Below are 21,286 nucleotides of genomic sequence, written 5' to 3'. Positions count from 1 at the left end.
TAATCCTTGCCGATGGCGGAGGACGCAACTAGCGTTAACCCCGATGGACTGGTTGGATTCCACGGGATATGAGCTGGCACGGCAGGTCCTCCAGCGGGGGATAGCCGCGGTCTACCTGGTTGCCCTCGTGTCCACGGCCGCGGAGTTCCGTCCGCTGCTGGGAACGAAGGGGCTGCTGCCCGTGCCGGCTTACCTGACGCGTATTGCCGGCCGCCGTGTTCCCACACTGTTTCACTGGCATTACTCCGATACCTTGATGCAGGTCATCTGCTGGGTCGGAGCGGCGCTCGCGGCCCTGCTGCTGGCCGGTGTGCCCCAGGCTGGTCCGCCCTGGCTGCCGATGCTGGTCTTTGGCCTGATGTGGGGCGGCTACTTGTCCATTGTGAATGTGGGCCAGGTTTTCTACGGCTTCGGCTGGGAGATCCTGCTGCTGGAGGCGGGCTTCCTGGCCGCTTTCCTGGGCTCGGACGCCGTGCCGGCCCCTGTCACAGTAATCTGGTTGAGCCGTTGGCTGTTGTTCCGCCTTGAGTTCGGGGCAGGGCTGATCAAACTGCGCGGCGACAGCTGTTGGAGGGATCTGACCGCTCTGTACTACCACCACGAGACGCAGCCCATGCCCAATCCGGCCAGCCGGTTTTTCCATCATCTACCCAAACCACTGCACAAGGCCGAGGTGGCCGGAAACCATTTTGCCCAGCTGGTGGTGCCGTTCTTCCTTTTCGCACCCCAGCCAGTGGCCAGCGTGGCAGCGGCCATCGTTATTGTCACCCAGCTCTGACTGGTGCTCTCCGGGAACTTCGCGTGGCTGAATGCGCTGACCATCCTGCTGGCGTTTGCCGCCGTCGGCGACCGGGCCGCGCACTGGCTGGTCCCGGCCTTGCCCGACGCCGTGCCTGACCGCGCGCCGACGCCGCTGTGGTTTGCCGTCGTCGTGCTGGTGGTCAGTGCTGGGCTGCTGCTGCTCGCCTACCGCCCGGCCCGAAACCTGCTCTCGCGTCGGCAGTTGATGAACGCCAGCTTCAACCAATGGCATTTGGGCAACGCCTACGGCGCTTTCGGAAGCATTACGCGCCATCGCTATGAGGTGATTATCGAGGGTACCGAGAGCGAGGATCCCGGACTTGGGGCCATCTGGCGGGAGTATGAATTCAAGGGCAAGCCGGGGGATCCGTCCAGAATGCCGCGGCAGTTCGCGCCGTACCATCTGCGCCTGGACTGGCTGATGTGGTTCCTGGCCCTGGGTTCACCCGGATTCAACTGGTTTTTGCCGCTGCTGAAACGGCTGCTGAGCGCGGACTGCGCCACGCTTCGGTTGCTGCGCACGGACCCGTTCGGCGGTACGCCGCCGCGCTGGGTGCGTGCCCGGCTGTTCCGCTATCGGTTCACGACCCGGGCCGAAAAACGCTCGACGGGGCTGTGGTGGAAGCGTGAGGCGGTGGCGGACTACGTACCGCCTATGACCGCCGACTCCGCGGGGAGGCGGAGCCGCGGCTGAAGGCGTTGTTGCCGCGTCCAACTACGGCCGGGGGTGTATCCAACGGACGGCGGGCCAGCCGCGCTGACTCCACTCGGCTCCGCTGGTCCCGCGGCACCGGCTCCGGATCAGTACCAGCCGATGGACACTTCGTGATCCCAAGCGCCGCACGGGGATCCGTAGCGGTCCTTAATGTACCCCAGACCCCAGCTGATCTGGGTCCGGTAGTTGGTCTTCCAGTCCTTGCCGGCGCTGTTCATTTTCTCCGCCGGCAGTGACTGGGCGATGCCATACGCCTGGCTGGAAGGGTTCTCGGCAGTGGTGGTCCAGTCTGATTCCCGGTTCCACAGCGGCAGCAGGCAGGTCATTTGATCCTGGCCCCAGCCAAAGTCAGCTAGCTGGCTGCCGGCGAAGGCTTGTGCTCCGGCCGGGTCATTGACCGGGCCGGAGCTGGCGGTGGTTTTTTTAACGGACGACGACGAACTGGTCACCTTGGCGGGGCTGCCGGCGGCGTGCGTCGTGTCGAGACTGGACTTCACCCCGGTACGGATGAAAGACAGTGCGGCATCCTTGGGAACGGAGATGGGGGTATCGGCGGGGGCCGGCACCGCCACTGCCTGGTTCAGACTTTTATCCGACACGCCCATGCCCACGAGCAGGGCACCTGCCATCGCGACAGCTGCCACACGCTGGCCGACAGGAGTCGGCTTGGGGGTCGCGTTCAGTATTTGTAGGACGCCGGATTTGCGGGCTGCCGGTTCTGCGCGGCGTCGACCGTGGCGGGTGGAACTGGACATGAAAGTAGCCTCTCTCAACGCCTGCGAGGTGAGCTGTCGGATTCGGATGAGAGCACCCGGCCAATCGGTTCGGCACGTTTAAGACGCACCGCGCCCGTGGCTTAACCCCAAGGACTTCACTGGGAGCCCCAAGAAATGGTTCCCCCGTCTCTGCCTAAAGATTAGGTATGTGAAGGGACCGCGGGCTGCGGCAGAGTTCGGCGAACGGCCCGCGGGCGTCAGCGGGCCGGGAATGGCCGTAAATAACGCTCTCTTCACGATACCGGACTTGCACTCGATAGTCACATTTTGATAACGAGCCCGCAGCTCACTGCAATGTACTTAGCAAAGGTAATGACTTATGCTAAGTAAAAGATTGAGCGGTGCAGGGTAACGGCTGGGGCCGAGGCGGCGGACGGCCGATGATCGTGGAGTAACGGATGAGTGGGCTATGACAGTGGCAACAAACGGCAAGGCAATACAGGAAGAATCCGTCCGCGAAAATGGGGGAGGAAATGGGGGATCGGAGGCGGTTCCTGCGATGCAAGGCGGCGGCGCAGGGAACACGGAACCGGCTGCCAGCCCAGTTGGCCCGAAGATTGCCGCAGCGCCTCTCGCGGTCGAGGTGCGGATCGCCGTCATGCGCACCTCCCGCAGGCTGCGTACTGAGGCCAGTGGCGATGCCGTTTCACCCGGGCAGTACTCCGTCCTCGCCGCCATCGCCCAGGCGCCGCTGACGCTGCGGCAACTGGCGGACCGCGAGCACATGCAGGCGCCCTCAATGACCAGGATCGTCAATGCGCTTGAGGAGTCGTCCCTGGTGGCGCGCAGGGAGCACCCGACGGATGGCAGGCAGGTGCTTGTGGAGATCAGTCCCTCCGGGCTGCGTACGCTGAACGAGGCCCGTACGCGAAGGACCGAATGGCTGGCCACCAGGATTGCCGCGCTGTCGCCGGAGGAGCGGGCGGTGCTGCGCAAGGCGGCCCGTCTGCTGCAGGATATGAGTGCCAAGTGAAATCGATGTTCCGGGCGCTGAGGGTCTACAACTATCGGCTCTGGGTCAGCGGTGCGCTGGTGTCCAATATCGGCACCTGGATGCAGCGCGTGGCTCAGGACTGGCTGGTGCTGACAGTTTTGACCCACAACTCCGGCACCGCCGTCGGCGTCACCACCGGCCTGCAGTTTCTGCCCATCCTGTTCATCGGTCCGTATGCAGGCCTGCTCGGCGACCGGATCTCCAAACGCAAACTGCTGATCTGCACGCAGACGGCTATGGGTTTCTGCGCCCTGTTGCTGGGCATTCTGGTGGTCACCCAAACGGTGCAGCTGTGGGAGGTGTTCGCACTGGCGCTGGCCCTCGGGGTCGCCAGTGCCGTTGATGCACCGTCGCGGCAGGCCTTTGTCTCAGAAGTGGTGGAACAGCAGGATGTGCCCAACGCCGTCGCCCTGAACAGCGCGTCCTTCAATCTCGCCCGGTTGGCCGGCCCCGGTGTGGCCGGATTGCTGATCGCGTGGCTGGGTACCGGCCCCGCATTTCTGCTCAACGCGGCAAGCTTTGCCGGCGTGATTTGCTCGCTGCTGAAAATGCGGCCGCACGAGCTTCATCCGGTCGCCCGGGCAGCCCGGGGCAAGGGGCAGATCCGGGAAGGACTGCGGTACATCAGGCAGCGGCCGGATCTGACTATGATCATGATCCTGGTTGGGGTGGTGGGAACCTTCGGAATGAACTTCCAGATCACCAACGCCCTGATGGCCAGCGCGGTCTTTGGTAAGGGAGCGGGCGAGTATGGGCTGCTGGGCTCGGTAATGGCAGTGGGGACGCTGGCGGCGGCCCTGCTGGCCGCCCGGCGCCAAGGCACCCGGATGCGTTACGTCGTCGGCGGGGCACTTGCGTTCGGAATCCTGGCCGGAACGGCCGCCTTCATGCCCACATATGCCCTTTATGCCGTCGCCTTGATCCCGGTGGGTCTGGCTGCACTGACCTTCATGAATGCCTGCAACACCAGTGTGCAGCTCTCCACCGATCCGGTGATGCGGGGCCGGGTGCTGGCGGTGTACATGGTGGTTCTGCAGGGAGGGACGCCGATCGGCGCTCCCTTGGTGGGGTGGATTGGCACGGAATTTGGTGCGCGCTGGTCCGTTGGGGGCGGGGCGGGCATCGCCCTGCTGGCCGGCGTCGTCGCCCTGATCCTGCTCAACCGCCGCAACAATGTCCGTTTCCGGGATCAGATGCACTCCGTGACGCACTACTCATTCCGGCGCCCGCTGGCGCCATAGCCGACCGATGGGCAGGCGGCGTCCACTGGCGCTGCGGCCGCGGATGACTCGAACGTCCACTGGCGCCGAGCCGCAGCTGAACATTGCACCCCGGCTGCGGCATCGTCGACGTCCACCAGTTGGGCACCCGAAGCCGTCGAAAGTCAGAATCAGGCAGCAAGGCTGGACGAAACATGCTGAAATAACGGTTTGCGTGGATGTTTGTCGCCCGGAGTGACCTATTGAGCGCTCCTGTGACGTTTTTGTCTATGGTGATTTAGGTCACAAAAGATGATAAAATCTCACATGCTGGACACCTGAGAGCTTTGTTACTTGCCAGTCACCTTTGTTACGTTGCAAACTCGAACTGTGAACATCAACTCCACACCATCTGCAGCCGCAGCGAACCGTCTCAGCGCATCCGCTGGTGAGTTCATGTGTTGTTGTCGAATGCGCGCCTGACTTAGCACCCCCAAGTCCAGACACTCATTGGCCTCCGGGCCGGCCCCTCGACGGGCATTCATCCCCTGATTCAGCGGGGACCCAGCAGCATTCGAGCCGCAATGACGGCCACTTCACATTGAGGTAATCCCATGTCAGTAGCATCCGGATACGTCCACATCTCCGTCCGCAACGCCAGCAAGGCCGCATCCAGCACTGCCGGTCACCCACAAAACGGCTGGCGCCAGCCCTTTCCGGGTCGCCCGTCCCCGGTCTCATCCGGCGTCAGGCAGGGGCCCGTGCAGGGATATCGTCAGGGACCGGAAAGCAACCAATCCGGGTACGAACAGTTGCGCCCCGTCCCTGAGGCGCCCTCCGCGCCGCTCACGGCGCCAACTCCGGTTGTTTCCGGCGGCGAGGGCCTCCGCGGTGTCGGAGCGGACAATGTGGCGCACGGCTTTGTGCTCTACGTGGGAGTGGACGAGGACGCCGCAGCAGCGGCCGGGACGTCGCTGGTTAAACTTGCTCAGGATATCCGCGCTTATGCGCAGTCTCTAGTGCCGCCGGCGCAGAGTTACGCCGCCGTCGCGATAGCACCGTCGGACGCTCCTGGAACAGCGCTGGACGTGGTGCGCTCCACCTTCGGTGATCCCACCGTGGCGGCGCGCCAGCGACAGGAAGCCGCTCGGCTGCAGGCGGTCACGGAACCCCGGCCCACGGGTGTCCTGATCGATCTGGCCAGGCGGGAAGTCCATCTCGATGGGGACACTTTGAACCTGACGTTCAAGGAGTTCGAATTGCTCAACTACCTGGTCGAGAACGGAGCACGTACGGTAGGCCGCGACGAACTGCTCGGCGGGCTGTGGCGCAATGCCGAAGAGGTGCCTAACGAGCGCACCATCGACGTGCACATCCGCCGGCTTCGGTCCAAGCTGGGACGGTTGGCGAACACGGTCCGTACGGTGCGTGGGGAGGGCTACCGGTTCTATGAGCATCCGGAAGTGATTGTCTGGGCAGCCCCGGAGTACTCAATTTAGCCTGCCGCCCGCCGCCGCGCACGGCAAGGGATATCCCACCCATCCGGACCGTGCGGGAGGCGCCGCCCCGGCTGCCCGGGAATGGGACCTTCCGGTCCGCAACCTAAACTGGGTTCATGAGTGAGCACCACGTGAAGCGGCTGATCCTGATGCGCCATGCGAAAGCGGCGTACCCGCTTGGCGTGGCGGATCATGACCGGCCACTGGCGCAGCGCGGGCATGCCGACGCTGCGGTGGCGGGCCGATGGATGCTCGAGCATGAGGTGGTGCCTGACTTCATTGTGTGTTCCAGCGCACTGCGTGCCCGACAAAGCTGCACCTGGGTCTGTTCGGAGCTGGGAGCCAAGGCGCCTACTCCTAAGCTTGAGGATCAGCTCTATGATGCGCCGGCTGCGCAGATGCTCTCGGTCATCAATCATCTCCCCGAAACGGTTCGTACTTTGCTGTTGATCGGCCATCTCCCGGGAGTGCAGGAGCTGGGGCTGCGGCTTGCCTCCCGGGATTCGGACGAGGACGCGTATACGCATCTGGCCATGAACTATCCCACTGCTGCGCTGGCCGTCTTTGACTACCAGCACCCGTGGGCCGAACTGGACGGACGGGACGCCAGGGCCGTTGCCTTTGAGGTCCCCCGCGCCGGCTGACTTCGTTTAGACAAGGCCACCTATGTGCCGGCATCGCGCCGACCGTGCGTCGTCGTCGTACTCTCAGAGTCCGTACTTCTCCAACAGGCGCAGCCAGACTTCGCTGATGGTGGGATAGGACGGCACGGCGTGCCACAACCTTTCCATCGGAACCTGGCCGACGACGGCCACGGTGGCGGAATGCAGCAGTTCGGCAACGCCCGGGCCGGCGAAGATGGCGCCAACCAGAACCTTGCGGTCCTCATCAACGACCAACTGCGCCCAGCCTTTGTAATCGTCCGCGTACAGCGACGATCCGCCCACCGCTATCGGCAGCGACACCTCCGAGGCATTGATGCCCGCACTGCGCGCCTGGTCCAGCGAAAGTCCCACCATGGCGATCTCCGGATCCGTGAACACCACATTCGGCACGGCGTGGTCATCGGCGGTCTGACTGCAGCGGCTCCACGGTTCCGGGGTGCCCTGCAGCTCTCCGGCGGCACGTGCGGCGATGGCACTTCCGGTGGCCCGGGCTTCATATTTGCCCTGGTGCGTCAGCAGGACCTTGCTGGCGGCATCCCCCACCGCATACAGCCAGTCATGGCCTGCTACCCGGCCGGTGGTGTCCGTGTCCAGTTTTTCGGTCCCCAGGCCCAGGCTTTCCAAGCCCAGTCCTTCCAATGCCGGGTGCCTGCCGGTGGACACCAGCAGCTCGTCCGCGACGATCTGCTGGCCACCTTCGAGGTCCAGCACAATTTCCCCGGCATCGTTGCGGGATACACCGGTGCTCGAGGTGTTCAACCTCAAGTCAACTCCATCGGAGCGCAATCCGGCTGCCACCAGTTCGCGGGCGTCGCGTGGATACATTGCCAGCAGCTCGCCGCGGGCGACAAGCGTGACGGCCGATCCCAGCCGGGCGTAGGCCTGGGCCAGCTCTGCACCGGAAACCCCGCCGCCCAGCACGGCAAGCCGGTTGGGCACGGTCTGTGCAGACGTCGCCTCCCGGGTGCCCCAATAGTGGATATCGGACAGCCCTGGCAATGGCGGAACTGTGGGGGTGGAGCCCGTGGCCAGCACCACGGCGTGCCGGGCGCGCAGGTGGTGCGTGCCGCCGTCGTTCGTGGCTACTTCAACCGTCCGCTCCCCGGTCAGCCAGGCGTGCCCGCGGAGCAGTTCGATGCCCGCGTCCCGGACCCAGTCCGCCTGACCGTCGTCCTGCCAATTAGAGGTGAACGTGTCGCGTCGTTTGAACACCGCGGACGCGTCAAGGGTTCCGGTAACGGCCTCGCGGGAGCCAGCCACCGACTGCGCGGCCAGCAGCGCGGTGCCGGAGCGCAGCAGCGCCTTGGAGGGCATGCAGGCCCAGTAGGAGCACTCGCCCCCCACCAGCTCCGCCTCCACCAGGACGGCCGTCAAGCCGCCCTGGACCACGCGGTCCGCGGCGTTTTCACCCACCGCGCCGGCACCAATGATTACAACATCAAATTCTTGTGGCTCCGTCATGAAACGAGCCTACGTCGAGTGAGCACTTGATGCTCGATGCCGGGCTGGACCGAGCACCATTTACTCACTCGATGGGGGGTTAGTGGCCGTAATGGGGGTATGGGCATCCGGGCATGAAAAATGCGTGACACCCAGGGTGCCACGCATTTCTTGTCTGGTGCGCGCGAAGGGATTCGAACCCCCAACCTTCTGATCCGTAGTCAGATGCTCTATCCGTTGAGCTACGCACGCAATGTTTTTCCGCAGAACCGATACCAGCATTCCGCTTGCCCGTGAGCTTTTTCCATGCCTCTCGAACCGAAGACAACTCTAGCTTGAATCTGTCCCCGTGAACAAATTACCACTCATATGGTCATTGAAGTATATACCGGTCTAGGTGATGTATATCACATAAGCGCACCCTAATTTGGCCCGAAAACCGCGAAAAGCCGCGGATTAGGAAATTGCTGGCCGCCGTCCCGCCGCGGAACGGGCCTCCCAGACCCCATAGCATTTAGTCACACTGCTGACCCAACGAAGGGAAGAGTCATGGGAGATACGCCGAGCCAACAGGTAGCTGAGCGAGCGGCCACCACGCACCGGCGTTTGCTCAGCTGGATTGACGAAGTGGCGGAGCTCACGCAGCCGGACCGAATCCATTGGGTGGACGGTTCAGCCGATGAAAATCAGCGGCTGACCGGCGCGCTGGTGGAGGCCGGCACCCTCGTTGCCCTTAACGAGGCGAAGTTCCCTAATTCCTTTGCCGCTTTCTCGGACCCCAAAGACGTCGCCCGGGTTGAGCAGCAAACGTTTATTTGCTCGGAAAAGGAAGGCGACGCGGGTTTCACCAACAATTGGATGGAACCGGCGCAGATGAAGGCAAAGCTGCAGACCCTGTTCGCGGGGTCGATGCGCGGCCGGACCATGTATGTCATTCCGTTCGTCATGGGCCACCTGGACGCCAATGATCCCAAATTTGGGGTGGAAATCACGGACAGTGCCTACGTCGTCGCGTCGATGCGCATCATGGCCCGCATCGGCACCGACGTATTGCGGAAGATGGAGGAACTGGATGCCTTCTATGTTCCTGCTCTGCACTCGGTGGGGGCACCGCTGGCCGCGGGCCAGGAGGATGTGATCTGGCCCTGCAGCGACGAGAAATGGATTGTGCACTTTCCCGAGGAGCGTTCCATTTTCTCCTTCGGCTCCGGCTACGGCGGCAATGCACTGCTGGGCAAGAAATGCTTTGCTCTGCGCATCGCATCTGTGATGGCGCATGACGAGGGATGGCTCGCCGAGCATATGCTGATCCTCAAGCTGACTTCCCCGCAGCAGAAGACCTACTACATCTCCGCGGCTTTCCCCTCCGCCTGCGGCAAAACCAACCTCGCTCTGCTGGACCCCACCATCAAGGGGTGGAACGTGCAGACGCTGGGCGATGACATCACCTGGATGCGTTTCGGCGCAGACGGCCAGCTGCGGGCCGTCAATCCGGAGGCGGGTCTGTTTGGCGTGGCCCCGGGTACCGGTTGGAACACCAATCCCAATGCGATGCGCGCCATCGCCAAGGGCAACTCCATCTTCACCAACGTTGCTCTAACGGACGACGGCGGTGTCTGGTGGGAGGGCATGACGGCGGAGGTGCCGGCGCACTTGACGGATTGGCAGGGTGACTCCTGGACCCCCGATTCGGGCCGTCCCGCAGCGCATCCCAACTCCCGCTTTTGCACGCCGATCGATCAGATCGACATGCTGGCGCCGGAGTACAACGAGCCCAACGGAGTGCCGATCTCGGCGATCCTTTTTGGTGGCCGCCGCAAAACCACCATTCCGCTGGTGACCGAGTCCCGCAGCTGGACCAATGGCATCTTCATGGGGTCCACCCTGTCCTCGGAGACCACGGCGGCCGCCTCCGGCCAGGTCGGCGTGGTGCGGCGGGATCCGATGGCCATGCTCCCGTTCATTGGCTACGACGCCGGCGACTACCTCAAGCACTGGATCACGCTCAGTAAGACCGGAGATGCCGCGAAGCTGCCGCGGATTTTCCTGGTCAACTGGTTCCGGCGCACGGCCGACGGCGGTTTCGCCTGGCCCGGCTTTGGCGACAACTCGCGCGTGCTCAAGTGGGCCATCGAGCGGCTTGAGGGCACAGCCGAGGCTGTCGAGACCCCGATTGGTTTTGTCCCCGCTCCGGGTTCGCTGGACGTATCCGGACTGGAGATGACGGACGACGATGTTCAGGAGGCCGTGCGGGTCGATCCGAAGGAATGGGCTGCCGAAGTCGAGAGTATCGAGCAGTGGTATGGCCAGTTCGGAACCTCACTGCCCGCGGAGCTGACGGCCGAGCTCGAGGGGCTCAAGGCTCGTTTGGGCTGACCCCGGTTGCTCACGGCGCCTTGCGGCGACTCCGTTCGTATTTACTACCCTTTGGCCTGATACCCGGGGCTGAAGCCGGGCGGTCCCCGCAGTCACCAGAGAGGGTCGCCCGGCGTCATACTGCGCCACGCGGAGCGCGGACCGGGAGCCGGTTAGTCTTAGAACGTGCGGCTTAATGCTTTTTCGGATCTGTGCCTTCGTGTGGTCATGCTGCTGGCGGCCGCGCCGGATGGCAGAGTGCTGACCTCCCGGCAGGTCGCCGAGGCTGTTGAGATCCCGTACAACCACGTCAGCAAGGCCATGATTCGGCTGCGTGAGCTGGGCCTGGTGGACGTCACCCGTGGTCGCGCTGGAGGCGCAGTGCTTTCCGGCCTCGGCCGGACGACGACGGTGGGTTGGCTGCTGCGGCGCCTGGATACCCGACCCACGGTAGCTGATTGCAGTACTCCGAACGGAAACTGCCCGCTGAACCGCGACTGTTCCCTGCGGAGCGCCTTGGCCCGCGCCCGCGAGGCCTTCTATGCCGAGCTGGACGCCGTCGTCATTTCCAGCCTTCCGCACGAGAATCAGATGGCACCCGTCTTTGTGACCTTAAGCACCCTCAGGCCCGTTTAGCGCGCCATTCCAAGGATTATTTCTACGTGGTGTAGAAATAATCCGGCCGGGCGCGGGTATGCGACTAAATGTTGCATTTCAAATGCTACTTTTGTCCTGTAGGTCATTTCCAAACCTCAGGAGTTCATATGCTTTCGGACCAGGCACTTCCCATCATCGAAGCCACGCTGCCTCTGGTTGCCGAGCGTCTACCGGCGATCACTCCCAATTTCTACGCCCGCATGTTCACCGCTCATCCGGAACTCTTTGACGGCCTGTTCAGCCGTTCCAATCAGAAAAACAGCACTCAGCAGCAGGCCCTGGCCGGCAGTATCGCCGCCTTTGCCGGGCACTTGGTGAAGAACCCGGACAGCATCCCGGAAACGGTGCTCGTCCGCATTGCGCACAAGCATGCATCGCTGGGTATCACCGAGGATCAGTACCCGATCGTGTACAAGTACCTGTTCGAAGCCATAGCGGAGGAGCTCGCCGATGTAATCACCGAGGACATCGCCAACGCGTGGAGCGAGGTGTACTGGCTGATGGCACATGCGCTGGTCAAGATAGAAAAGGGGCTTTACGCCGCCGCGGCCAACGACCGGCCCTTCCAGCCGTGGAGAGTCGTCGGCAAGCAATCGGCAGGGATCAATTCCATGACCTTCACCTTGGAGGCGGCCGATGAAACCCCGGTCAGCCCCGCCGCTCCGGGACAGTTCGTCAGCGTCAAAGTCCGGATGCCGGATGGAATTTTCCAGGTGCGCCAGTACTCGCTGCATTCGGGCAGCCAAGACCAGCGCCGAGTCTTCACCACAAAAATCGACACCGATGGCGAGGTTTCCCCAGTGCTGCACAATTCGGTGCAGGTCGGCGATGTCCTGCAGCTGTCCAATCCCTATGGCGACGTGACTTTGGGTGCGGGGGACCACCCCTTGATTCTCGCCTCCGCCGGGATTGGGTGCACGCCAACGGCCTCCATCCTGCGCTCATTGGTGGAGTCGGAGTCCAGCCGCGAGGTGCTGGTGCTGCATGCGGACCAGGGGCTGGACAACTGGGCACTGCAGAAGCAGATGAGCGACGACATTGCCAGCTTGGATTCGGCCACGCTGCAGCTGTGGCTGGAGCGTCCGGAAGAGGGGTCCAACGAGGGTTTCATGTCGCTGGCGAACCTGGACATTCCCGCGGACGCCTCCGTCTACCTGTGCGGACCGCTGCCCTTCATGAAATCAATTCGGTCCCAGGCACTGGCCACCGGAATCCCGGCGGAGCGCATCCACTACGAGGTCTTTGGCCCCGACCTCTGGCTCGCCTCCGCCTGAGCGCAGCGGATCAGGGCCAGATCTGCGGGGTCTCGGTTTCCCAGATTGGATCGCTGAAGGTCCAGGAGCCATCAGCTTCCGAATAAGGCTGTACGGCCGCAATCACAACGCCGCCGCGATGTTCGCTTAGGACGTGTATGGCGTCCGTCGCGTCGTCGGGCAGGTGGATGTCGCAAACGACGGCGGCGGCGCGGTGGGAACCTTTCTGCTGCCGCAGCACTTCATAGAGGTCAGCGATCATCGCATCCGCATCGAGCCCGGGGTCCTGGACCCCGTCGGTCTGCGCCGGCGCGACGCCCACCATCCGGATTTCGCCGTCGCCGGTCACCACCAGTGCAGTGGGCAGGAAGGAGCCGTGGTTTTCCAGCTGCTCCTGGGCCATCCCCAAGCCGGTGCCGATCAGCGAATTCAGGTCCGCCTTGACGTCGTTCTCAACCATTACTGCCGCACCAGGTCCAGGACGTCGTCGCGCACCTTGGCCATCGTCGCCGCATCCGGGGCTTCGGCGTTCAGGCGAAGGTATGGCTCGGTGTTCGACGCCCGCAGATTGAACCACCACTCCCCGTTGTCCGCTGTGAACGTCAGACCGTCGAGCTCGTCCACCGTGACGCCGTCGCGCTCATAGGCGTTCCGAACGCGGGCTACCGCACCGGCAACGTCGTCGAGCTTGGAATTGATTTCACCTGAGGAAACGTACGGCTCGTATTCGCGGCCGAGCTCGGACAGCGGACCGTCCTGTTCGCCCAGCGCTGCCAGCACGTGCATCGCGGCCAGCATGCCGGTGTCCGCGTTGTAAAAGTCGCGGAAGTAGTAGTGCGCGGAATGCTCGCCGCCGAAGACCGCTCCCTCGGAGGCCATCAGGGCCTTGATGAAGGAGTGGCCCACCCGGGTGCGGACCGGGCGGCCGCCGTCCGCGCGGACGAGTTCCGGTACGGCGCGGGAGGTGATGAGGTTATGGATGATGACCGGGGTCGCCTCGGGTGCATGTTCCGCGGAACCGGTCTTGGCGCGGGCGATTTCGCGCCGGGCCACCAGCGCGGTGACAGCCGACGGGGACACGGGCTGGCCCTTCTCGTCGATTACGAAGCAGCGGTCCGCATCGCCGTCGAACGCCAGACCGATGTCCGCGCCATGGGCGACGACGGCGGCCTGCAGGTCGCGCAGGTTCGCCGGTTCCAGCGGATTGGCTGGATGGTTCGGAAAGGAGCCGTCCAGCTCGAAGTACAGCGGCACGATCTGCAGCGGCAGGGCGGGCAGCAGCTGGTCGCCGAGCACGGCGGGGGTGGTCATTCCGGCCATGCCATTACCCGCGTCCACCACAATCTTCAGCGGCCGGGAGCCGCTCAAATCAACGAGTTTGCGCAGATACTGCGCGTAATCCTTGAGCACATCCTGGACGCCGAGCAGGCCGGGCTGCTGCACGGCGGGAATGCCGTCGGCCAGATACTTCTCCGCGAGCTCCCGGATCTGCGTCAGCCCCGTCTCGGAGGACACCGGGACTGCACCGGCTTTGGCCATCTTGATCCCGTTGTATTCGGCTGGATTATGGCTGGCGGTGAACACCGCACCCGCGGCGTCCAGCGACCCGCAGGCGAAGTAGAGCTCATCGGTGGAAATCAGATCCAACATCTTTACATTCGCCCCGCGCGCAGCGGCACCCTTGGCGAACGCCGCCGCGAATTCCGGCGAGGACGGGCGCATGTCCCCGCCCACCAGCGCCGTCTTCCCAGCCAGCTCCAGGACATCAGCGAATGCGGCGCCGACGGCCTCGACAATCGCCACCGTAATCGTTTCACCGACGAGTCCGCGGACGTCATACGCCTTGAACGAGGCGGACAGGTCTATACGAGTGTTCTCTGTGCTAGTCACGAGCTAAGCCTAGCGCGGGGCCCCGACGCAGAAGCGCGTGCCCTGCTCCTTACGGGGCCCCGACGCAGAAGCGCGTGCCCTGCTCCTTACGCGGCCCCGACGCAGAAGCGCGTGCCCTGCTCCTTACGCGGCCCTGCTCCTTAAGCGCGGCCCCCACTCCTTACGCGCGGCCGGGCGCAGCCGGCGCCACCCCTGACGCAGGCGGAGTTTGTCCACAGCCAGTCCGCGGTGAGGCATCCTGTCGGCAGGGGCTGGAATACTGGATGAATGACGCAGCCACACATCGATTCCTCAACCACGTCGGAATCCGGGACCCGGCCGCAGGCTTTGGCCATGCTGGGCAAGCTGGTCGGGTCTTCGGACGCACAGTTTCACACCGGGCAGTTCGAAGCGATCGAGGCGCTCGTCGACGGCGGCCGGCGTGCCTTGGTTGTCCAGCGGACCGGATGGGGAAAATCCGCCGTCTACTTCGTGGCATCCCTGCTGCTGCGGGCACGGGGAGCGGGTCCGACGCTGATCGTCTCGCCCCTGCTGGCCCTGATGCGGGACCAGGTTGCCGCCGCGGAACGTGCAGGCGTGCGTGCCATGGCCATCAACTCGGCCAATGCGACCGAATGGGATCAGGTGCGCCAAGCGCTGGCCGCCGACGAGGTGGATGTGCTGCTGGTATCTCCGGAGCGTCTGACCAACCCGTCCTTTCGGGAGAACCAACTGCCGGAGCTGATCCGGCGCACAGGGCTGCTGGTTATCGACGAGGCCCATTGCATCTCGGACTGGGGCCATGACTTCAGGCCGGACTACCGGCGCATCGCAGACCTGATTGCACAGCTGCCCGGCACGGTTCCCGTACTCGCCACGACGGCGACAGCCAATTCAAGAGTGGTGGCGGACATCGAAGAGCAGCTTGGGACAGGGGCCCTGACCATCCGTGGCGCGCTGACCCGTGAATCCCTCCGACTGGGGGTGCTGCGGCTGCCCCAGTCGCGGGACAGGCTGGGCTGGCTGCTGACGCATCTCGACGAGCTGCCCGGCAGCGGGATCATCTATACGCTGACCGTCTCGGCCGCAGAGGATACCGCCCGGTTGCTCTCCGGTGCCGGACACAAGGTGCTGGCCTACACCGGCCGCACGGACCCGGGAGATCGGGAAACGGCGGAGCAACTGCTCAAGGACAACCAGGTCAAGGCCCTCGTGGCCACCAGCGCGCTCGGCATGGGATTCGACAAGCCGGACCTGGGCTTCGTGATCCACCTGGGCGCGCCGTCGTCGCCGGTGGCGTACTACCAGCAGGTGGGGCGTGCCGGCCGCGGCCGGGCCAATGCCGACGTGCTGCTGATGCCCGGGACGGAAGACAAGGATATTTGGCAGTATTTCGCCACGGCTTCCATGCCGTCGGAGACGAAGGCGTCCGCCGTGCTGGATGCGCTCGCCGACGCGGGAGCCGCCGTGTCGACGGTGGCATTGGAGGCGCGCGTGGACCTGCGCCGGACACCGCTGGAACTACTGCTCAAAGTGCTGGCAGTCGACGGCGCGGTGGAGCGCGTCGGTGGCGGCTGGTGTGCCACGGGCCGGCCATGGGAGTACGACGGCGAACGGTATGGGCGCATTGCGCAGGCGCGGGTCCACGAGCAGGACTCCATGATCGTGTACGAGCAGACCTCGGGATGCCGGATGGAATACCTCACGTCCGCGCTGGATGACGAAACCGCCGCGCCGTGCGGGCGCTGCGACAACTGCGCCGGCCGCTGGTTCTCCGCCGGGGTGAACGATGCTGCTGCCGCTGCTGCCGGCGACACGCTGAACCGCGCCGGCGTTGCCCTCGAACCCCGGCGGCAGTGGCCTGCCGGCATGGAGCGTCTGAGCGTCCCGGTCAAGGGCAAACTGAAGTCCGACGAGCTCAGCGCGGAGGGGCGTGCGCTGGCCCGGCTGACGGACCTCGGCTGGGGAGGTTCGCTGCGCGAACTGTTCGCCGCCGGCGCCCCGGACACGGAGCTTGCGCCCGGAATGCTGCAGGCGTGCGTCACAGTGCTCCGGGATTGGGGCCAGGACGGCTGGGCCGGCGAGGGCCGTCCGGCCGGTGTAGTGTCGATCGCGTCCCGGAGCAAACCGGAGCTGGTGAAGTCGCTGGCGCGGGGAATCTCCGGCATTGGACGGATACCGTATCTCGGTGAGCTCAACCTGGCCTTCGGCGGTCCCACCGGTGGCCGCGGCGGCAACAGCGCCTACCGGGTGGCGGGGGTGTGGGAGCGGCTTGAGGCCGGGCCAGAGCTGGTGGCTGCACTGGAGGCAGTGCACGGTAAGCCGGTGCTGCTGGTCGATGACCTGGCGGACAGCCGCTGGACACTCACCGTGGCCGGGCGGGCACTGCGGCGCTCCGGCGCCGGCCAGGTGCTTCCGTTGGTGCTGGCCCAGGCCGGCTGAGCCGGCAGAGTCCCGCCAGCGAGCGGGAATGCAAAAGGCCCCCTCCGGAGAGGGGGCCGACGCGGAGACGGGGGGATTTGAACCCCCGGTGGAGTTGTGCCCCACACTTCATTAGCAGTGAAGCCCATTCGGCCGCTCTGGCACGTCTCCAGCGCTGGCCCCGGTAGAAGCCCGGAACCAGCCCACTAAGATTACCCAGAACAGGCGGCCGTTAGCAAAACGCCCGCCTCCCCTCATCGAGTGAGCGGTACGCGTCCGAGCCACGGCTGGATCGCGCACGAAGTGCTCAGTCGATGAGGGTACACGAGTGCGGCCAGGGTTCACCCGGGTTCAGGGGGCTGGGGTGAGCGCCTGCCAGAGGAAGGCATGAGAGGCGGTGTGCAGCCGGGCACCTTGCCGGTTGTCCGAAGCGCCGGCATGCCCGCCCTCAAGAGACTCGTAGAACAGCAGATCCGGGATGTCCATGGCCTCCATTCGGGCGGCCATTTTCCGTGCCTGCACCGGCCCCACCCGGTCATCCGAGGTGGCCGTCCAAATGAACGTGGCCGGATAATCCGTCCCTGGGCTGAGCAGGTGATACGGCGAAAAGGTGCGCACGTAGTCCCACTGTTCGGCCACGTCCGGATTCCCGTATTCGGCAATCCAGGAGTAGCCGGCGGAGAGCTTGGTGTACCGGCGCATGTCCAGCAGTGGAACTCCGCAGGAGATCGCCCCGAACAACTGCGGGTACTGGGTGAGCATGTTACCCACCAGGAGTCCGCCATTGCTGCGTCCCTCGCAGCCCAGACGCTCCCGGGAGGTCACGCCACGGTGGATCAGGTCCTGTGCAACGGCGGCAAAATCCTCGTAAGCGCGGTGGCGTTTGTCCTGCAGCGCGGCCCGATGCCAGCTGGGACCATATTCCCCGCCGCCGCGGATATTGGCCACCACCTAGACCCCGCCGCGGGCAACCGAATTGATCACGGTCCGCCGTTCCAGCCAGGTCCGTCCCACGGCACCGCTGTACGCCGGTGTGCGGGAAACTTCAAAGCCCCCGTAGCCGCTGAGCAGTGTGGGATTCGCACCATCGAGGATCAGATCCCGGGCGGCAATCTGAAAGTACGGGATGCGGGTGCCGTCCGCGGAAACCGCGAAGTGCTGCTGGACCTCGTAGCCGGAGTCATCGAAAAATGACGGAGACGTCCGGATGAGTGCCGGGGCCGTCGGGTTTTCGCCGAGGCTGCCGCGCAGCAGCGAGAGCGGCGTCAGGAATCCGGTGGCCGTCAGCCAGTAGTCATCGCTGTCCTCGTCATCGACGGCGGAAGCTTCCACGGAGTGCAGCGGTGGACAGGCATCGAGCCGCCGTGAACTCCAGTCCGCCGGGTCCAGCACCCGGATTTCCGAGGAGACGTCCTGGAGCAGGTTCAGCAGCAGATAGTTCTTCGTCCAACTCCAGGACTGCAGCGAGGTATGCGCATCAGGGACGAAAACCGTGCGGAGCTCCCGTTTCCCGGCCAAAAACGAGTCAAGTTCGGTGACGAGCAGCGAACCCGCTGCATGCAGTACGCCGTCGAGATTCCAGTCTCCCTGCGGCCGCAGCAGCAGCCACTGGCGGTGCAGCGAAACGTCGACATCGTCCGGCACTTCAATATCAAGCCATTGGTCGCCAGAGCGCAGATAGCTCCGGCTGGAGAAGAAATCCAGCACATCGTGCGCCTCGTCGCGTTCGAAACCGGGGGTGGAATCGTGCACCACACCGCCGGCCAGATGATCTTCCGGTACCTCGAAGTAGGGCACCGCGTCGGCCAGGGATTGCCCGCGTTTGAGGATCCGGGTCGTGCGCGGATAGGACGATGTGGTCAGCGAACCGGGGCCAAAATCCGTGCCCACGTAAAGCGTGTCCTCGTCCAGCCAGCTCAGCCGGGTTTTGGCGGTGGGCAGGTTGAATCCGGCGCTGCCCACGAAACTGCGGCGTTCGACGTCGAACTCTCGGTAGTTGACTGCGTCCCCGCCGTCGGGGGAGAGCGCCAGCATGGCCCGGCGGTAGGGCGTGCCTTCCGCGGCCGGGCGGAGCATCCGGGCGCCGGCGAAGACCCACGGGGTCCCTTCGGCGGCGCTGAGCGCGTCGAGGTCGAGCAGGATCTCCCACTCGGGACTCGGGGTCAGATAGCTCTGCCAGCCGGTGCGCCGCCACAGGCCACGGGGATTGCGTTCATCCCGCCAGAAGTTGTAGTACCAGTCGCCGCACTTGGTGACCATTGGAATTCGGTCGGTCGAATCGAGCACCTCCAGTACTCCGGCTTCAAGGGCCTGGTACGACGGCGTCAGCAGCTTCGCATCGGTGCGTGCGTTGCGCTCGCGGACCCAGTCCAACTGGGTTGGACCGTAAATGTCCTCCAGCCAGAGGAATTCGTCGACGGGCTCTGCTGCCGTTGCCGCCAGGGCGGTGGAATCGTTGCTCATACTTCATCCTAGAGCGCCCCTAGCGTTGGCCCGGCGGGGTGCGGCGGCCGGCGCGCTCCGAAGCCGAAGGGTCCATTAGGCTCGAACCATGGCTGAAGCGCGGACGATACGGGTGGCAATTGTCGGTGCCGGGCCCCGCGGCACGTCCGTCCTGGAGCGGCTGCTGGCTCAACTTTCCGCGGCGGAGGCCGGTCCGCTGCGGCTGGCCGTGGAACTGATTGATCCCTACCCGGCGGGTCCTGGACATGTCTGGCGCACCGATCAGTCACGGCTGTACCTGATGAATACGCAGTCTTTTTACCCCACGTTGGTCCCCGGAAGAGAGCTGCACGCAATTTCACCCACGGGGGCCAGCTTCGACGCCTGGCGGCTGGCGCGGCGCCGATCGCCAGAGGCAGGCCTCAGCGCGGCGGATGTCGCCGAACTGGCAGCACTCGAGTCGACGGGCTTCCCCAGCCGGGCCCTGTATGGCCGGTACCTGCGTTGGACCTTTGAGCGGCTGGTCGCCGAGCTGCCCGCGAACGTGACAGTCCGCCAGCGGCGGACCGAAGCACGCGCCGTGCGGCCGGGCGCGGCCGGCGGGTACGTCGTCGAACTCGCCGACGAAACCGTGCTGCAGGCGGACAAGGTGGTGCTGGCGCTGGGACATGTGCCGTCCCGGCTGGGAGAAGACCAGGTGCGTCTGGCCACCGGTGCGCGGAAAGCTGGACTGCGGTACTGGCCCCCCGCGGTGCCCAACGACGTTGACTGGTCAGCGCTGCCGGAGCAGGAGCCGGTGCTGGTCCGCGGCATGGGACTGAATTTTTTTGACATTGTCGGCCAGCTGACCGAGGGCCGGGGTGGCCGCTTCGTGGACACCGGAGAGGCCGCCGGGGAAGCCGTGCGGTACCTGCCTTCCGGCCGGGAGCCGCTGATCCTTGCCGCCTCCCGCCGTGGCGTTCCCTACCGGGCAAAGGCGGAGCTGCAAAGCTACTATCCCAAATCCGTGCGGCTGGGCTTCCTCACCGCCGATGCGGTATCCCGGCTCGTTTCCGGCATCGGGCGGCCCGGCTTTGACCACGACCTATGGCCACTCCTGCTCCGGGACACTTACTGGGCGTACTACGAAACGCTGTGCCGGGTCCGGCCACGGGCAGTGCAGTGTGCCGATTTCCTGCCCCGGCTCAACGCTGCACTGCAGTCTGAGGGCCCGCACTGGGAGGATGCGGCGGTCTCGGCGGTGCGCGCGTGCGTGGAACCGGCGGAGCAGCTGGACCTGCCCGCACTGGTCCGACCGTTTGCCGGCCGCCATTTCGCCGGGCACAGCGCGTTCGATGCAGCTGTCCACGATTATCTGCAGGCGGATGCCCGTGGTTCGGCGGCCGGCGAGGACGACCCGGTGAAGATGGCCATTGGTGCGCTGAACGCAGGCCGCGCGGTGATCAAGACGGCAGTGGCCGACGGCGGCATTCCCGAGGCGTCCTGGCTCGGCGAACTGCGGGGCTGGTTTGAAGGCTTCGTGGAGGGTTTGGCCAGCGGGCCGCCCGCGCTGCGCACAGAGCAACTCGCGGCCTTGGCCCGCGCCGGCGTTGTCCGGTTCCTGGGACCGGACCCGGTATTCAGCCTCGATGAAGACCTGGCGGTGTTCACCGCGGCGTCGCCATGGGTGGGCGGCGACGACTTGCAGGCCCGCGAGCTTGTCGAGGCCATGGCACCGGCCAACCGTGTGCTGCAGAGTGCTTCAACACTCTTGGAACAGTTGCTGGCGGACGGGCTGGTGCGGCCCAAAATCATGCTGGCCGGAGACGGCGAAGCGGTGGCCACCAGCGGCCTGGACGTCAGCCTTCCTCCCTACCGGGCGCTGAATGCTGCCGGAAAGGTGGCGGACGGTCTGTATGTCCTGGGCCTGCAGCTGTCCTCGGTTCAATGGGGAACTGCCATCGCCGCCGAAGCCGATTCGGCCTATCCTAGCGGCTACCAGACCCTCAAGGATGCCGACGCCATTGCGTCACACGTGCTGGCCCGGGACGTTGGGCCGGACCCGGTTCGGCTCTAGGAGCCCGCTGATTAAGGCGGATCTATTATGCCCGGGTTTTTCCGGTGGGCCATTTTTCGCGCCGGAGCCGGACGCCGGATTGGGCTCTTCTGGGCTGAAGTCCTGATCCGGAGCCGGTCTTGGGCGCTCCATGGGGCTTCTCGC

Annotated in this window: 13 protein-coding genes, 2 tRNA genes, 2 pseudogenes and 1 riboswitch; of the genes and pseudogenes, 10 read left to right on the top strand and 7 right to left on the bottom strand. The window is 64.9% G+C overall.

Going from position 1 to position 21,286, the window contains the following annotated elements; translation table 11 throughout:
- Positions 1-43 precede the first annotated feature (43 nt).
- A pseudogene (locus IV498_RS06460) lies at positions 44-1,495 on the top strand (lipase maturation factor family protein).
- 107 nt (positions 1,496-1,602) lie between these two features.
- On the opposite strand, the gene IV498_RS06455 reads toward IV498_RS06460, so the two are convergent.
- Positions 1,603-2,271, bottom strand: a complete 669-nt coding sequence (locus IV498_RS06455; protein ID WP_269045743.1) for a transglycosylase — start codon at positions 2,269-2,271, stop codon at positions 1,603-1,605.
- A gap of 4 nt (positions 2,272-2,275) precedes the next feature.
- A riboswitch (cyclic di-AMP (ydaO/yuaA leader) is annotated at positions 2,276-2,449 on the bottom strand.
- 252 nt (positions 2,450-2,701) lie between these two features.
- On the opposite strand from IV498_RS06455, the gene IV498_RS06450 reads away from it, so the two are divergent.
- The 4 genes from IV498_RS06450 (at position 2,702) to IV498_RS06435 (ending at position 6,628) form a co-directional block, all read left to right on the top strand.
- Complete coding sequence (locus IV498_RS06450) at positions 2,702-3,265, top strand: MarR family winged helix-turn-helix transcriptional regulator (protein ID WP_269045742.1); 564 nt, start codon at positions 2,702-2,704, stop codon at positions 3,263-3,265.
- Between the two features lie 5 nt (positions 3,266-3,270).
- Complete coding sequence (locus IV498_RS06445; protein ID WP_269045783.1) at positions 3,271-4,527, top strand: MFS transporter; 1,257 nt, start codon at positions 3,271-3,273, stop codon at positions 4,525-4,527.
- 572 nt (positions 4,528-5,099) lie between these two features.
- A complete protein-coding gene (locus IV498_RS06440; RefSeq protein WP_269045741.1) occupies positions 5,100-5,984 on the top strand; it encodes a winged helix-turn-helix domain-containing protein in 885 nt (294 codons plus the stop codon).
- A gap of 116 nt (positions 5,985-6,100) precedes the next feature.
- Positions 6,101-6,628 carry a SixA phosphatase family protein gene (locus IV498_RS06435; RefSeq protein WP_269045740.1) on the top strand — a complete coding sequence of 176 codons (528 nt, stop codon included), beginning with the start codon at positions 6,101-6,103 and terminating at the stop codon, positions 6,626-6,628.
- Positions 6,629-6,691: 63 nt separating this feature from the next.
- Here IV498_RS06435 and IV498_RS06430 read toward each other — a convergent pair whose 3' ends face one another.
- Together IV498_RS06430 and IV498_RS06425 are read right to left on the bottom strand one after the other, a co-directional pair.
- Complete coding sequence (locus IV498_RS06430) at positions 6,692-8,110, bottom strand: dihydrolipoyl dehydrogenase family protein (protein ID WP_269045739.1); 1,419 nt, start codon at positions 8,108-8,110, stop codon at positions 6,692-6,694.
- A 155-nt stretch (positions 8,111-8,265) separates the two neighbouring features.
- A tRNA-Arg gene (locus IV498_RS06425) sits at positions 8,266-8,341 on the bottom strand.
- Between the two features lie 297 nt (positions 8,342-8,638).
- On the opposite strand from IV498_RS06425, the gene IV498_RS06420 reads away from it, so the two are divergent.
- From IV498_RS06420 to IV498_RS06410, 3 genes are all read left to right on the top strand, one after another.
- Positions 8,639-10,465: a phosphoenolpyruvate carboxykinase (GTP) gene (locus IV498_RS06420; RefSeq protein WP_269045738.1), complete on the top strand. Its 1,827-nt coding sequence runs from the start codon at positions 8,639-8,641 to the stop codon at positions 10,463-10,465.
- A 165-nt stretch (positions 10,466-10,630) separates the two neighbouring features.
- Positions 10,631-11,080 carry an RrF2 family transcriptional regulator gene (locus IV498_RS06415; RefSeq protein WP_269045737.1) on the top strand — a complete coding sequence of 150 codons (450 nt, stop codon included), beginning with the start codon at positions 10,631-10,633 and terminating at the stop codon, positions 11,078-11,080.
- Between the two features lie 128 nt (positions 11,081-11,208).
- Positions 11,209-12,375 carry a globin domain-containing protein gene (locus IV498_RS06410; RefSeq protein ID WP_269045736.1) on the top strand — a complete coding sequence of 389 codons (1,167 nt, stop codon included), beginning with the start codon at positions 11,209-11,211 and terminating at the stop codon, positions 12,373-12,375.
- A 10-nt stretch (positions 12,376-12,385) separates the two neighbouring features.
- On the opposite strand, the gene IV498_RS06405 is transcribed toward IV498_RS06410, so the two are convergent.
- Together IV498_RS06405 and IV498_RS06400 are read right to left on the bottom strand one after the other, a co-directional pair.
- A complete protein-coding gene (locus tag IV498_RS06405; protein ID WP_269045735.1) occupies positions 12,386-12,814 on the bottom strand; it encodes a hypothetical protein in 429 nt (142 codons plus the stop codon).
- The gene (locus tag IV498_RS06400) at positions 12,814-14,244 is read right to left on the bottom strand and encodes a phosphomannomutase/phosphoglucomutase (RefSeq protein WP_269045734.1); all 1,431 of its coding nucleotides are present in this window, start codon (positions 14,242-14,244) and stop codon (positions 12,814-12,816) included. Before IV498_RS06400 ends, IV498_RS06405 begins: the two co-directional genes overlap by 1 nt.
- A 267-nt stretch (positions 14,245-14,511) precedes the next feature.
- On the opposite strand from IV498_RS06400, the gene IV498_RS06395 reads away from it, so the two are divergent.
- The gene (locus tag IV498_RS06395; protein ID WP_269045733.1) at positions 14,512-16,665 is read left to right on the top strand and encodes a RecQ family ATP-dependent DNA helicase; all 2,154 of its coding nucleotides are present in this window, start codon (positions 14,512-14,514) and stop codon (positions 16,663-16,665) included.
- A gap of 62 nt (positions 16,666-16,727) precedes the next feature.
- Here the strand turns inward: IV498_RS06395 and IV498_RS06390 are convergent.
- A tRNA-Ser gene (locus IV498_RS06390) sits at positions 16,728-16,815 on the bottom strand.
- A 180-nt stretch (positions 16,816-16,995) separates the two neighbouring features.
- A pseudogene (locus IV498_RS06385) lies at positions 16,996-19,107 on the bottom strand (prolyl oligopeptidase family serine peptidase).
- A gap of 88 nt (positions 19,108-19,195) precedes the next feature.
- Here IV498_RS06385 and IV498_RS06380 point away from each other — a divergent pair.
- Positions 19,196-21,142, top strand: a complete 1,947-nt coding sequence (locus IV498_RS06380) for an FAD/NAD(P)-binding protein (protein ID WP_269045732.1) — start codon at positions 19,196-19,198, stop codon at positions 21,140-21,142.
- Positions 21,143-21,286: the final 144 nt, after the last annotated feature.

It is taken from the genome of Paenarthrobacter sp. Z7-10 (genome assembly GCF_026932795.1).
Lineage (GTDB): Bacteria > Actinomycetota > Actinomycetes > Actinomycetales > Micrococcaceae > Arthrobacter_M.
This window is presented reverse-complemented; position numbering and strand designations above follow the sequence as displayed.